The 14,281-nt window shown below is 44.9% G+C and carries 13 protein-coding genes and 1 pseudogene; 6 read left to right on the forward strand and 8 right to left on the reverse strand.

Annotation, left to right across the window (positions count from 1 at the left end):
- Positions 1–115: 115 nt before the first annotated feature.
- The 4 genes from AB6E85_RS14120 to moeA all read right to left on the reverse strand — a co-directional run bounded on the left by AB6E85_RS14120 (position 116) and on the right by moeA (position 5,136).
- Positions 116–736, reverse strand: coding sequence for a hypothetical protein (locus AB6E85_RS14120; protein ID WP_372143063.1), 621 nt, complete (start codon positions 734–736; stop codon positions 116–118).
- Positions 737–747: 11 nt separating this feature from the next.
- Positions 748–2,883: an LruC domain-containing protein gene (locus tag AB6E85_RS14125; RefSeq protein ID WP_372143064.1), complete on the reverse strand. Its 2,136-nt coding sequence runs from the start codon at positions 2,881–2,883 to the stop codon at positions 748–750.
- Between the two features lie 255 nt (positions 2,884–3,138).
- Positions 3,139–3,888, reverse strand: coding sequence for a molybdopterin-synthase adenylyltransferase MoeB (gene moeB / locus AB6E85_RS14130; RefSeq protein ID WP_372143065.1), 750 nt, complete (start codon positions 3,886–3,888; stop codon positions 3,139–3,141).
- Between the two features lie 12 nt (positions 3,889–3,900).
- Positions 3,901–5,136, reverse strand: a complete 1,236-nt coding sequence (moeA, locus tag AB6E85_RS14135) for a molybdopterin molybdotransferase MoeA (RefSeq protein WP_086968280.1) — start codon at positions 5,134–5,136, stop codon at positions 3,901–3,903.
- A gap of 216 nt (positions 5,137–5,352) precedes the next feature.
- On the opposite strand from moeA, the gene folE reads away from it, so the two are divergent.
- Entirely contained in the window at positions 5,353–6,006 is a 654-nt protein-coding gene (gene folE / locus AB6E85_RS14140) for a GTP cyclohydrolase I FolE (RefSeq protein ID WP_017061725.1), read from the forward strand.
- Positions 6,007–6,487: 481 nt separating this feature from the next.
- Here folE and AB6E85_RS14145 read toward each other — a convergent pair whose 3' ends face one another.
- From AB6E85_RS14145 to AB6E85_RS14160, 4 genes are all read right to left on the reverse strand, one after another.
- Positions 6,488–7,141 carry a hypothetical protein gene (locus AB6E85_RS14145; RefSeq protein ID WP_372143066.1) on the reverse strand — a complete coding sequence of 218 codons (654 nt, stop codon included), beginning with the start codon at positions 7,139–7,141 and terminating at the stop codon, positions 6,488–6,490.
- A complete protein-coding gene (locus AB6E85_RS14150; RefSeq protein ID WP_017061727.1) occupies positions 7,134–7,673 on the reverse strand; it encodes a YaeQ family protein in 540 nt (179 codons plus the stop codon). Before AB6E85_RS14150 ends, AB6E85_RS14145 begins: the two co-directional genes overlap by 8 nt.
- A 117-nt stretch (positions 7,674–7,790) precedes the next feature.
- On the reverse strand, positions 7,791–8,000 hold the full coding sequence (locus AB6E85_RS14155; protein ID WP_010430417.1) for a cold-shock protein: 210 nt from the start codon (positions 7,998–8,000) through the stop codon (positions 7,791–7,793).
- A gap of 448 nt (positions 8,001–8,448) precedes the next feature.
- Positions 8,449–9,534, reverse strand: coding sequence for a PQQ-dependent sugar dehydrogenase (locus AB6E85_RS14160; protein WP_372143067.1), 1,086 nt, complete (start codon positions 9,532–9,534; stop codon positions 8,449–8,451).
- A gap of 270 nt (positions 9,535–9,804) precedes the next feature.
- On the opposite strand from AB6E85_RS14160, the gene AB6E85_RS14165 reads away from it, so the two are divergent.
- From AB6E85_RS14165 to AB6E85_RS14185, 5 genes and pseudogenes are all read left to right on the forward strand, one after another.
- On the forward strand, positions 9,805–10,998 hold the full coding sequence (locus AB6E85_RS14165; RefSeq protein WP_372143068.1) for a multidrug effflux MFS transporter: 1,194 nt from the start codon (positions 9,805–9,807) through the stop codon (positions 10,996–10,998).
- A 115-nt stretch (positions 10,999–11,113) separates the two neighbouring features.
- Positions 11,114–11,239 (forward strand): annotated as a pseudogene (locus tag AB6E85_RS14170) (iron chelate uptake ABC transporter family permease subunit); the annotation flags it as partial.
- Between the two features lie 221 nt (positions 11,240–11,460).
- A complete protein-coding gene (locus AB6E85_RS14175; RefSeq protein ID WP_372143069.1) occupies positions 11,461–12,273 on the forward strand; it encodes a crotonase/enoyl-CoA hydratase family protein in 813 nt (270 codons plus the stop codon).
- A gap of 93 nt (positions 12,274–12,366) precedes the next feature.
- Entirely contained in the window at positions 12,367–13,560 is a 1,194-nt protein-coding gene (locus AB6E85_RS14180) for an OmpP1/FadL family transporter (protein WP_372143070.1), read from the forward strand.
- Positions 13,560–14,249 (forward strand): hypothetical protein, encoded by a 690-nt coding sequence (locus tag AB6E85_RS14185; RefSeq protein WP_372143071.1) that lies wholly within the window; start codon positions 13,560–13,562, stop codon positions 14,247–14,249. The genes AB6E85_RS14180 and AB6E85_RS14185 overlap by 1 nt, the downstream gene beginning before the upstream one ends.
- Positions 14,250–14,281 lie beyond the last annotated feature (32 nt).

Consider the following 14,281-nt stretch of genomic DNA (forward strand, 5'->3'; position numbering starts at 1 on the left):
TTCGACGAAAATAAAAAAGTGAGCATTTCTGCTCACTTCTTACTTACAAACAATCAACTTTGAATCTATTTCGTCAGAGATCTCGCTAACGACAAGTTACCTGCTGCTAAACGACTTACTGCCAAACAATCTGAGAGTCACCGCCAGAAACCACTTGTTGTAATGGAGGTTGACCATCGTAAAACCAAATCTCTATCAAGAGTGCTTCATGGTTTACCGGTGCTGCAAAGTTCGAGGCGAACACACCATTATCTAATGGACCTGCGATGACCTTACTGGAGTAATCCGGCTTCAAGGTTGAGTCATCTCTTGTACTAAATCGGCTATAAACGGTCACAAAAGAACGGTCTGTCGAAATGCTGCTGATGTCGATGTCGAGATCAAACTGTTCAACAGAGTTGTAGTCAAACCCGTCAGGTACCACCAAATCACTCATCGTATAGCTTTGCGCTGCTGCCGCACTTGTCGCGGGAGACGGCGAAGGCGTTGCTGTTACCGGAGTCGTCGGGGTTGCAGGTGCCGAGGGTGTAGATGGCGATGGAGTCGATGCACTGCTACCGCCACCACCGCCGCCGCCCCCACAACCGGCTAATACTAATGGCGCTGCTGCTAATATAACGGCGAGTGACTTCTTCATGTTCCAAGTGCTTTGTACAGACATACGTTTTTCCTCAGAGAGATTGCGACTTGAATTAACGCAATGATTGTCTCGATATTGTTTAGTGTGAATAGTCATAACGTCTCTCCTTATGGTTCGTAACGTTGGTTGTCTGCAGGTGATTGGTACCATGTTTGGTTCGTTTCACCGCCGGATTCTGCGTATGGTTTAAATTCTGGGTAAGCGGTAACAATATCGACGTACTCTAGAGGCCACTCCCATTCGTCATCCGAAGTTACTATGAGAGCCCAAGGGTGGTTTTCTGCTGTTTTAAAGTATTTACCTGTTGATGGATTACTGTCATCGACGCCTAAACCAGCTTCAAAAAGGTTGGTGGTATCAAACGCTTCGGTTGGAGCTTGGTCCGGCAAGTGAACTTCCCAGCTGCGTCCTGGATGTAGAGGTAGGTTTTCACCGTGATAATACCCAGGCGTTGCGAAAATGAACGGGTCGTAAGGCATATCGGTCCAGCTGCCAGTACTCACACCGTCACCGGCTAAAGTAATACCAATTTGGAATGAGAACTGCTCATCCTCTTTACATCCATTACTGGTGCGGTAGAAGGTACAGCCAGTGCTGATTTTTTCTGTCAGGTCATTGGCGATAACAAAGATTGCTTCGCTACGTCCATCTTCTAGATCGAGATCAGTGAATACACCATTGTGTTTCATGTAAGAGCTGCCGCTACTCACCAAGCTCGGGTCTAAGTTAGGAAGTCGAACAGCAAAACCATTTCTGTACGTTGCCCCGACAGCAGCTAGGCGGCCGTCAATAGTGGACTTAACGACTTTTCCATCTTTAAGGATTTCGGTAATGCGATACATAAGAACAGCGTCGTTCATGTCGTAGTCGGCTTTATATGGCCAGTTATCTTCGTACGCGAGCGTTGCGTAACCGGAAGCACTTGGGAAGTAACGAGCGGTGGCACCATCGTTAAGAACATCGACTTGAATATCGACCACCTCACCAGAGGTTGAACCGCCAAAGTAACTTAGGTTGGTTTGTTGACTGAATCTGAATCGAGCCCACGTCGTACCGGTCAGTGCGTTGATATCAACATTAAGGAAAAGATCGTTTTCACCAGCGTCTAACAGGTAATCTGTAAACACTTGCTCGTTGGCGCCATCGAAGCTGCCATCTTGGTTCCAGTCTATCCAAGCTGAAAGGTAACCGGTTGTTGAAGCTTCAATCACTACTTTTGAATCAAGACCAGCTTCAAGTGCGGTTACAAAACCGATACCACCGTTCGCCCACTCATCATCAATACCCACGCTTTCATCCGATTGCGGTGTTACGTAGCCGTCAAGATCGGCGTCGGGCGCATCTGTACCTAACCAAGTCACGCCATCTAGTTCATGTCGAGGACCGTTACTTGCTAATAAGGTTAGGTAAGTATCTGGAGCGTCACCGAAGTCGATGTTGGAATCTTCATCCACAACAGGCGCATTCGCACAGCGAGCACCATCATTTTGATTAGAAGAAGGGCCATTCGATACAAACTCTACAGCAGGAACGACACCTGCAGCGATGTTTGCAGCGTTATCTGGGGATAGGTTGATACGGTAGATCTTACCGTCTTGATTTCGAGATACGTAATAGTAGCCGTTTACATCGAAATAGCCTGCGCCGAATGTCCCTGTTTCTCCGGTGTCACCAATGTAGGTTTCTGCGCCTGTGGTTGGGTTGAATTGGTACAAGCCGCCCGAGTTATTATCTATACCATATAAAGAACCATCACTTGGGTGGAAAGCAAAATCGGTCAGTCTTACGGTTGCTGGGCTACCAGCTATTTTGTTAACTGTAACAGTCGCGTTTGGGTCGGAGTCTAGCGGAGATAGGTCAACAGTGAATAAGCCTTTCCCTGTGCGGTAAAGGTAATACACATGGTCATAGACGTCGCCGACATAGAAGGTATGGTCAGTTGGCAGTCCACTTGTGTTGATAACTTCTGCTTGGAAGTCTTGGCCAAGACGCACTAAGCGTTTGTTGGTGGTGTCATAGCCATAAATATATCTGTCTTGAAAGTCGAAACCCACACCATTGATATTGGCATTCATACCCGTATCGTCTTCTAACAGAGTGGTTGAGCCGGTTACTAGGTTAACGCCCCAAACTTGCACTGGGGTGGATTGAAAAAGGTACGCTTTACTTGGACAGGTATCGAATGGCGCTGCGTTGGCGACTAGGGGCGCACTTAATAGCAAACTTAACGTTGTAATTCTCATATCTACATCCTTGTGATGGAAGGTACAGATACAATTACAAGTTATGTGCCAGTTTTAAATTATTGATTTTTAACGGTTATATTTTTAGGTGCTGATTTTTTTACTGTATTCTCAAAATGAGAACTCAAATGAAACTAATCTCTCATAGAGTATTTCAAATTGATAAAGCGAGTTGAGATGCTGACGTTGAGACATAAAAAAGCCCCAACATATAGTCAAGGCTTAGGTTTTCGATAAGAGGGGATATGATTCAGTCTATCCACACACGGAACAATTAGGCATCTTCATTAAATTCATTTCACGCCAGCTGTGAGACATGGCATCGAGAATCAAAAGTTTGCCTTGCTTTGGTTGTCCAAACTTGGCAATAACCTTGATAGCTTCCAAAGCCTGAGCCGCCCCTACCATGCCAACAACAGGTGCCATCACACCGGCTTCGACACAGCTTAGAGCAGCATTACCAAATAGAGCGCTCAAGCACTGGTAGCAAGGTGCATTTTCATCTTGATAAGTGAATACGCTAATCTGACCTTCCATGCGAATCGCAGCGCCCGATACGAGTGGCGTTTTTGATGCGTAACACAAACGGTTCAACTGATTGCGCGTTTCAACGTTGTCACTGGCATCAAGAACAAGAGAGTGTGCTTCGATCAAACTTGCTAGCGCTTCGTCGTCAAGCCTGTGATCGACAGTTTCAATCGTCAGATGAGGATTCAATACCTGCAAGGACTCAGCGGCAGAATCGACCTTCTTCTTACCAATATCAGCATCGGTATGAAGCACTTGTCGCTGTAAATTTGAAAGCTCGACAATATCATCATCGATCAGTGTTAGCTTACCAATTCCCGCAGTCGCCAGGTATTGAGCAGAGGCGCAGCCTAAACCACCTGCACCTAACACTAAGATTGAGCTCTGTTTCAGCGCTTCTTGGCCTTCAAAATCAAACTGTTTGAGAATGATCTGGCGATTGTAACGAAGCATCTCTCCGTCAGACAGTATTTCCATCAGCAAGCCTCGTTAGTAAAGCGTCGAGTTAAACAGTTGAATCTGAACCGTTTCACCGACTTCAACACGGCCACGTTCGCGCTCTAGTACCACAAAGCAGTTTGCTAAGCTCATTGAGCGGAAAGCGCCAGAGCTTTGGTTACCTGTTGTTTCTACTACAAACTGACCGTTTTCAATCGAGTAGATGCCACGTTGATAATCAGTACGGCCTGGGCCTTTTTTGAATGCAGATTTAGTGATAGCAGGGATCGATTCTGGTGCTGTCCATGCGGTGTGACCAGCCAATTTAGCCAGCATAGGTTGAACTAACACATACATAGTCATCATTGCTGATACTGGGTTACCCGGTAGGCCACAGAACCACGCGTTATCCAACTCACCAAATGCGAACGGTTTACCGGGTTTGATAGCGAGCTTCCAAAAGCCGATTTGACCGAGTTCTTCCAAAATATCTTTGGTGTAATCCGCTTCACCAACACTCACGCCGCCAGAAGTCACAACAACATCTGCGAGTTCTTGAGCTTTCTCGAAGGTTTCTTTAAGCGTTGCAGGGCAATCAGGGATGATGCCTAGGTCAATCGCTTCACAACCAAATGCTTCAATCAGCGGTTTAATGCCGTAGCGGTTGCTGTCGTAGATCTGACCGTCTTCAAGAGGCTGGCCTAGCGGTTTTAGCTCATCGCCAGTAGAGAAGAAAGCGACTTTAGGCTTGTGTGCCACAGTTACATGGCTCACACCGAGCGAAGCAATCATTGGAATGTCACGAGGCGTTAAACGTTCGCCACGGCTAAGAACGATATCGCCTTGCTTGATATCATCACCAGTAGGGCGAATGTTATTGTTCAGCTTGATGTCGTCTTGTTGAATCTCAATGCCAGCGTCAGTTTCAGCCGTGTTTTCTTGCATGATTACGGCGTCACAACCTTCCGGGATCTTTGCGCCTGTCATAATGCGAATACAGGTGTTTGCTGGCCATTCACCTTCAAATGGTTGACCTGCAAAGGACTTGCCCGCTAAAGGCAGTACTTTACCGTTCTCTAGGTCTGCTAAGCGCAGTGCATAGCCGTCCATTGCTGAGTTATCAAAAGGAGGGACGAAAATAGGGGATAGAATATCTTCAGCAAGTACGTAACCCAATGCTTCTGCCAATGGCAGTGATAAGGTCGTTTGAATAGGTTTAATTGGTGATAGCAGCTTATCTAGTGCTTCTTCAATTGGCATCAAGCCCGGAGCGTCGCAACAGCCCATAATTGAAATCCTTTGATCGTTATTATTTTGATTTGGTGGTTGGCACTAGAGATTCAATAGTTATCAAATCATGATGGTTCGCCAACGAAATTGCAGCCACTTTAGCATAGTTTAAGCCCCGTAAATAATGACCTCCCTTAAAATATGGGTGTATTTATTCAAAATTCCGAGTATCCTTGTTTGCCATCCAGAAGGGGTAATAAAAGAGGAAGTTCAATGTCAGGTCTTAGCGAATCAGCGAAGTTGGTTAAAGATGCGCTAGCAAGCCGCGGATTAGAGACACCAATGAGTCCTAACCAGGTTAGCCGAGAAGAGAAAAAGGAACGAATCGAACACCATATGCGTGAGATTCTCACTCTCCTTGAACTTGATCTTACGGACGATAGTCTGGAAGAAACACCGCAACGTATTGCTAAAATGTACGTGGATGAAATTTTCTCTGGTTTGGATTACGCTAATTTCCCTAAAATTACTGTAATCGAAAACAAGATGGGTGTTCGTGAGATGGTACGAGTAAAAGACATTACCGTGACCAGTACGTGTGAGCACCACTTAGTGACGATTGATGGTAAGACTGCGGTCGCTTATATCCCTCGTGGGAAAATCATCGGCCTTTCAAAGATTAACCGTATTGTTCGATTCTTTGCTCAGCGTCCACAAGTTCAAGAGCGTATGACTCAGCAGATTCTTGTTGCATTGCAAACGCTACTCGAAACCGATGACGTTGCTGTCACCATGGATGCCGTTCACTACTGCGTGAAATCACGTGGTGTAATGGACGCGACCAGCGAAACGACAACAACAGCTCTGGGCGGTATCTTTAGATCAAACCCAGCAACGCGCCACGAATTCTTACACGGCCTGCGTTAATTCGCTGTATTATAGGATGAACGCAATTTAGCCTCTGTAAATTGATGTTCGTTGAAAATATTCTAAGCCTCGCTTTCTGCGGGGCTTTTTTACGCCTGTAATGACTACGAATGTCGTTTTTCCCTAGAGTGAAGAATGAGCGACTCATTCATTTTCGTCATTCCCTAAAGCGAGGAACAAACGTAATAGGGAATCTGTTTTGATGAAGTGTTTATTGGTATAGCTGGCACGAGATCCCCGATTCAGTCGTTCCTCCTTCTCGAGGATGACGAAGAGTGTGGGGGAATTAGCTCAATAGTATTTCACCTAAAGCGGTTTTTGTTTCTGTCTAGGCAAACCGAAACGTTGAATCTAAGTAACACGAGTCCGTCATTCCCTAAAGTGAGGAACGAGCGTAATAGGGAATCTCTTGCGGTTAATCAGAATAAGTACGCTCTATAAAAATATAGAGCGTAACTAGAGTCGATCGCTGGTGGAGTGCTTAAGAAAGGTTAAACAGACGCTTTAAGTGGTGAACAATACCGGATGGCTTGTTCTCAGCTTGATAGATGTTCAAACCATCATAAAAACTCGCCATGAACTCTACGCGAATCTCATCATCACTGCTTCTCGATATACGAGACAGTAGCGTAGCGGCTACAGCAGCATGATCATTGGCTAGGCTGTAATCCATGCCTAGTCGTCCTTGAATGAACAACCACAAGTGCGTGACTAGTTTTAACTGTTGAGCGTTAGAGTTTTGAAACTTGTCGCTGTGCTCAGATCCCACTGTATTATCGAATACATTTTGCATCGCCTCATTCGCTTCTTTATTACTTTCAAAGTGATAGCTTGCATCGATATGTACCTTGGTTAGCAGACCAAGCAACGTCTGACGTGCAGAGTTGTCTGGCTTGTTCTCACAAGCGTGTTTAAACAAAGCGTGGTTTTCATCAATAAATGACGACAGCTCTTTCTCGTAGCCTGTCGAGAGCGCTTTTACTGAATCTAAACCTGCTTCTTTTAAACACTGGTGAAGCTTGGCTCTAGCTTGTTGTTTGGCTTTGATTTCTTGCTGCGCGTCGGCTTGTTGCTTGGATTCTTCTAGCTGGCTAGCTGCTGTTTGTGAATTATTCGGGGTTGGACGCTCAGTCATTACTCTGTAGCTCTTCCCACGTTACTTCTGCCGATTGAGTATCGCTGTTAATGAAAGCAGAGTTACCCGTCAGCATGACTGAAAGATCCATCGTGCGTTGTGTCATCGCTGCTAGCTGCTCAATACCATCGTTGTCTAGACGAACGATCTGAGCTTTTAGGTAACCGAATTTCCCTTTGTTCTGCTCCCACCAAACGTTTGATTTAGTGTTGAAGCTGAATACACGCACTGATTTAGATAGGCGAGTTGCCTTCTTAACACGCTCTGGATCAGGTTCGCCCACATCAACCCATTCTAGGATTTGATCATCTAACGACTTCTGCCATAAATCGGGTTCTTCAATGCTAGACAACCCTTTAGTGAACTCAAGTTCAGGAGATGCATTGATACAGAAAGCCATGATTCGAGCCATCATTCGCTGTTCTGTTTCAGAAGGGTGTTGTGCAACCGTTAGATTAAAAGAGTCGTAATAGTCGCGATTCATATCGGTTAAAGAGATACGAAACTTGTAGATTGTCGGTTTAAGAGCCATTGAGAGGGTGTCTTAGGTAGAAATAGTGAAGGGGAATATTACCTTAAATCTCTGAATAGCGGGTAAAAAAATAGCCAGCAGAGGCTGGCTATTTTTAGAAAGCTTTAAAATACTAAATTAAAGTACTTTGATGCTGTCAGCTTGTGGGCCTTTTTGACCTTGAGATACTACGAACTCAACTTTTTGGCCTTCAGCAAGAGTTTTGAAACCGTCGCCAGTGATAGCAGAGAAGTGTGCGAATACGTCTGGACCGTTTTCTTGTTGAATGAAGCCGAAGCCTTTAGTTTCGTTGAACCATTTTACTGTACCAGTAACTGTGTTAGACATGATGATATCCTAAAATTAAATTTTTATTTTGAGCCAATTGTGGCACTGATAGCGCGGAAAAGTTTATTGCTATTGCGTACAACACAACGGGGTTACTAGTAATCCAACGAAATGTTTATATACAAAGAACTTTCTTTCTAGCCGGGAACGAGTCTAAATCAAATCAGGGGATAGTCAATCGAATACATAGGGAAAGGTTGCAGAAACTTGGGGGTAGTCAAACTTTGCATTCCTTAAATATCATGGAGTTACAGTTGTATGGTGATTTGTTGTAGTTTTTGTGAAAAAGGTGGTCGAAATTGATGACGAATTTGGAGTAAATGCACTGTTTTAGCGCATTCATTTTTGCAAATTTAAAGCCGCTAACTGGGCGTTGAGCCCACTTTTAACGGCTTATATTTATAAATGTCGTTGTAAGGTAAATGCCTTTACTTGAACGAGGTCTCGGCTACTTTTTCAATCGGTACAAGTTGCCATTATCAGTGCTGAAGAAGATGTCTCCGTTTGGTGAAGTTTCGATGTCTCTTATCCTTTCGCCCAAGTCCTCTAAAATGCGTTCTTCCTCGATTGCCTCACCTTGTTCATTGACTGTCACAATATTGATGTGAGTAAGTTTTAGTGCGCCAGCCAGCAGTTTGCCTTTCAGCTCTGTGTATTTGTCTCCTTGGTAAACAATCAAACTGCCCGGAGCGATTGAAGGAACATAGACTTTTTTAGGCGCTTCAATACCATCTTTGGTTTCCGATTCGCCAACGCTGATAGGGCCCCAATACTCTTTTCCGTGTGAGGTGACTGGCCACCCATAGTTGGCACCTGCTTTTATTAGGTTAATTTCATCACCACCGCGAGGACCGTGTTCAATCGACCAAAGCTTTTGAGTCGGGAAATCGTAATACAGACCTTGTGGATTGCGATGGCCAAAGCTCCAAATTTCATTGAGCACTTTGTTGTTATCCGTGAATGGGTTATCGCTTGGTGTGCTTCCATCAGCATTCAATCGTAATATTGACCCGGCGTGAGTCATGGTGTCTTGGCCGTTGTCTCGATCACCGCGGTCGCCGATTGAAAAATACAGGTGGCTATCATCAAAGGTGATACGGCTACCAAAGTGACGTCCGGTGTCCGTTCTGGATTTAGATACAAACACATCTGTCCAATTGGTGACTTCATTATTGTTGTAATTAGCAGAAGCCAGTGTTGTTACACCTTCACCATCGACGTCTTTACTGTAAGTGACGTAGAACTTTCCGTTTTCAAAAGGGGAGAGTGCGATATCTAATAATCCACCTTGGCCTTTCGCCCATACATTGGGCAGCCTGAACAGTGTTTTTTGATCGCCTGTTTTTAAATCGACATGTTTAATAACGCCTGATTTTTCTGTGACTAGCATGGACTTATCGTTGACATAAGCGAGCCCCCAAGGGATCACGAGTCCGTCGGTGATCTTCTCTGCCTGCCACGCAAAGGCTGACGTTATAGGACCAGAGGCAAGTAGCGCCAAAGCACATGAAAAAATACGGTGATGAGTGTTCATTGAAGTCCCTTGATTATGAGCATCTAGTGTTAGTCTAGCGCTTGTGGCCGATAGGCGAAAAGCCGAGGTTGCTGAAAAGTGACTATTCACATATTTAGTTGAACGACTATTGTATGATTATACAAGCTCACGTATGTTTACTGTGCCTTTCTCTATTTGATCCCGTCGGAGCATTATGAACAACTCGCCAGCAGCATTTTCGCTATTTTCTCAGTTTTTATGTTGTGAGTTAGATACGCACGATTTTTCTTCGAACGGACGTATTAAACGATGAGTCGTGGATTTGATTTTAAATCGATCTTACTTGCGTGTTTGGTCATCAGTATCGGTCAGCTCAGTATGGGCTTGGTGTTTCCTTCTTTACCTTGGATCGCAAAAGATTTTAATGTCTCGCTAGAGCAAGCTCAGCTTTTGGTGAGTGTGTATTTATTAGGCTTTGGCCCTTCCCAGTTTATTTATGGCCCTATTTCCGATGCTCTTGGGCGTAAGAAGGTACTGCTAAGCGGTTTGTTGATTGCGATGCTGGGCCTCTTGATGATCATCTTCTTCAGTCACTCGTTTACTAGCATGGTGATGGGGCGATTCCTGCAAGGCTTAGGAACCGGTTGTTGCGCGGTACTTGCTCGTGCTTCCACGCGAGACAGATTCAGTGGGGCAGATTTACCGCTCGCGATGTCTTACATTGCTATGGTTGCATCGATTACACCTTTGATTGCGCCGGTTATCGGTGGATTCATTAACTTCCACTTCGGTTGGAGCATGGTGTTCATCTCACTAGTTGGCTATGTCTCTTTGGCTTGGGTGGTATTGGCGTTCAAATTTAAGGAAACCGTGACTCAGGTTTCGGCGATCCCTTCGCCGAAGAAAATGGTTTCTCAATATAAAGAGTTACTTACTTCTCGTTATTTTGTGAGCTTTGCGAGTATCGGTTGGCTTAACTTTAGCTTGATGATCACCACCGTATCAGTGATGCCGTTTATCATGCAGAACCAGATTGGTATGACGTCAGATGAATACGCGATGTGGGCGGTGATACCTGCATTAGGCATGCTTGGCGGAACAAGCTTATGTAACCGCATTCGCCCTATGCTGGGTAACAAGAAAACTCTGTTATGTACTCCTGTGTTACACGTTGCTGCGGCTTTGTGGCTGTTCTTCTGTCCACTCGAGCCTTTGTATCTGATGCTTGGCCAGTTTTTGATGATTCTTGGTAATGGTATTGCGTTACCTTGTGCTCAGGCGTTAGTGATGTTGCCTTATAAGAAGAACGCCGGCGCGGCTGCTGCGATGTCTGGGGGCGGGCAGATGGTGGTCTCTTCAATGGTGAGTATGGGACTGGTTCAGTTAGGGTTAGGGGAAGCGTGGCATTTATCGCTCGTCATCATGCTGTTCACATTGATTACCCTGTTTAACATTTTGCGTGGTTTCAGTAGCCAAGAAGCGAGAGAGTCCCAGCTTAGTTAGTTGTTTAGTTAATTAGCTAGCTGCCCAGCTAGTGGAAAACAAAAAGGCCATTGAAGTTTTGCGATTTCAATGGCCTTTTTAATGTTCAGCGCTTTGGTTTAAGTTGCCAGAATACATGCTATTTGCAGACTGGTTAGGGCAAGTGGTGGTGTTCCCAGCGCAGCTTGCAGCAGGGACGTTAGTTTCCATTATTGGTGGCAGTTATTTCATTTTCTTGTTACTGAAATCTCGAACAACATAGCTTCTGCTAATGACCTAAAGCCATTTCTAATCAAAGCTATTGGCAAAAAGGCTACGAATGAAAAGCAGTGAATGGAGCGATCCATCACTGCTTTTTTGTTGATGTCGTTTAAGTAAGGGAGAATCGTTAAGCAACACAGGTCTCGCTTCTTAATGTGCAAGTTTGGCATATGTTAATAAAATGTATAACCTAAAGGTCTGACCACTGATAAGGTAGCCACCATGCCAAACCTCGATCGTATTACTTGTTCTATCGATGAAAACCAAATTGCGACGGTTGTGTTGAATCGACCCGATAAGCTCAATGCTATTGATATGGCAATGTTCCAAGGCGTGAATAATATGGTGACTCAGCTGAAAAAGAACACTGAGATTCGTGCTGTAATAGTGAAGGGCGAGGGATCTGATTTTTGTTCAGGGCTCGATGTTAAGTCTCTTTTGACCAGTAAATCTGGGGCGATGAAGCTCTTGTTTAAATGGCTACCGACATTGCCTAACGCTGCACAACGCTTTTCATTGGGTTGGCGAGATATTCCATGCCCAGTCATTTTTGCGATTCATGGTCGTTGTTGGGGAGGCGGTCTGCAATTGGTCTGTGGGGGTGATTTTAGAATTGCTAGCCCGGATGCGAACTTCTCAATATTGGAAGCAAAGTGGGGTCTGATTCCAGACATGGGAGGCACTATCGCTTTTAGAGAGCTGATGCGTAAAGATCACACCCTTGAAATGGCGATGACGGCCAAAGTGATCGACTGTGAAACCGCTAAAGAATATGGGTTGGTGACCAAGATTGCCGAAGATCCTTACGCTGAAGCCTATGCGTTGGCACTTGAGTGTGCGAATCGGTCGCCAGATGTCGTCGCTGCTAACAAGAAACTCTACAACAAGACCTGGTGGTCAAGCCCGGGCATGGCTGTGTTCTACGAGACTTGGTATCAGATAAAGGTTGGGTTAGGTAAGAACAGGGCGATTGCTGCTCAACGTGAAATTCATCGAGACAAACCACGCCCTTACGTTGCCAGAAAGTTTAAATAGCGTTTGTACAGTAATAATGGATATTCCCTTTGTTTATAGGGCTTTGCGGTAACCTTAGAGCAATTTAATGTCTAAGGCTAAATGAGCGCTCTGATGAACAAAACTTTTACTTACTCTCTAGCTGCCACTGCAATTTTTACTAGCTTAAATGCATTCGCAAGTGGCCTGTTTTTGCAAGAAGCTGTCGTTGCTAATGCCGGTACTACTGGCGCTGGTGACGGTGTTTACACTCGATCTGCCGCGGCGATGTGGACTAACCCTGCCACTATGTCTCACATGGGCGAAAGCAAAACGACCATTAACACTATGGCGTTTGATCTTGAGATGCAATATCAAGATAACTTAGATTCAAGTGACAACGGTAAAGCTCATTCCATAATGCCTTCATTTGGTGCCTTTCACGCACATCAAGTCACAGACAAACTACACCTTGGTATTGCGCTTGGTGCTGTTGGTGGTTCTAGCCTTGATTACGGCAGTGATTGGGCGGGTGCTGCACTTCTAGAAGATATCACTCTCACTGCAATGCAAGTGAACCCCTCATTGAGCTACCAACTTAATGACCAATGGTCGGTTGGTGCAGGTATTCAATTGAGTTGGGCTGCATTCCAACAAACAACGTCAATGCTTACTGCCAAGCAAGATACTGACTGGGCATACGGTTATAACCTTGGTGTAATGTACACACCGACAGATAAACTTAAGCTGGGCGCAAGTTACCGTTCTAAGCTAGAGCATGAGTTTAACAATGATGTAAATGGCGTTATTAACCAAGGCGTATTGAATTCATTATCAACTGATATTGCTCTACCTGAAATCATCGATGTCAGTGCGAGCTATGCTTTGAACTCTCAACTTGATCTACTTGCGAGCGTTCAGTTCCACCGTTGGAGTGAATGGGATACAACCGTTCTTGATTTTGGAATAGCAGGAAGTCCAATTAATGGTGTTCCGATTGAGCGCGACTGGGATGATGTTTGGAAATTTGCGGTTGGTGCTGATTATCAACTTAACTCAGACTGGCGTTTAAAAGCCGGCTTCTCTTATGAGACCTCGCCACAAGATGATCCTTCAATGCAGTGGGTTGACCTTCCAGTCGGTGAGCAGTACCGCTACTCGATAGGTGCTTCAACGTATTGGGATGATATCTTAATCGACGTGTTCTACGAATACGCAGATTTAGGTTCTGTTGATATGGACCGTAATCTTGCTGGTAGCGATATCAATTTGCTAAACGGTTCGTTCGATGGTCGTATCCACTTTGTTGGCGTTAGCGCGACCTTCTAATGACATTACGTAATCTATTACTTGTTGCTGTGGCAATGCTTGGTTCGATGGGTGCTTTTGCTGAAGAGAAGCACCCTGATGATCCGACTAAAATCGTGACTAAAGCTGGCGTTGCTTATAACGAAGATTTGCAGTTCTCTGGGTCTATTGGGCTTGATGAAGCGCGAATGATTAATGCTCGAGTCAATGCAGACGGCGAAGAGTGGCGAGTAGGCGGTTCATGGCTGTTGCCTATGGGTATCGTGAACTTCAACTTTAGCCGCTCTGAGTATGATAACGATGCTTATAAGAACAACTACAGTATTGGCACATTTATACCACTGAGCTATTTCGATATTGAACCGTTCGGTTGGCAAATCTTCCCTATGGCTGGTTACAGCTATAATGACGGCGAAGTAGCGGTTTTCGATGATGATAATGTTGGCTCTGACTATGTATTGATGCCGAGTGCAACACATGGTGGTTATATTGGTGCGTTTGGCTTAAAAACGATTACGGATGAATGGTCTATCATGGGCTTCGGTGGTGGTTCAATGGGCTCTGATGATTATTCAGGGTACTGGGCTGGCGTCGGTGCGAGCTACAAGTTGAGTGATGCTCAATCCTTTAACTTCTTCACTATCTTTGCTGAGGATGACTTCGGTGAGAATAACAGTGTTGGCGCTTCTTATACCTATGAATTCAAATAGTTATTCTCATAGATCGTCTTAGATAAAAAGAA

The organism is Vibrio sp. 10N.247.311.51 (assembly GCF_041467855.1).
In the GTDB taxonomy this organism is placed as follows: domain Bacteria; phylum Pseudomonadota; class Gammaproteobacteria; order Enterobacterales; family Vibrionaceae; genus Vibrio; species Vibrio coralliirubri.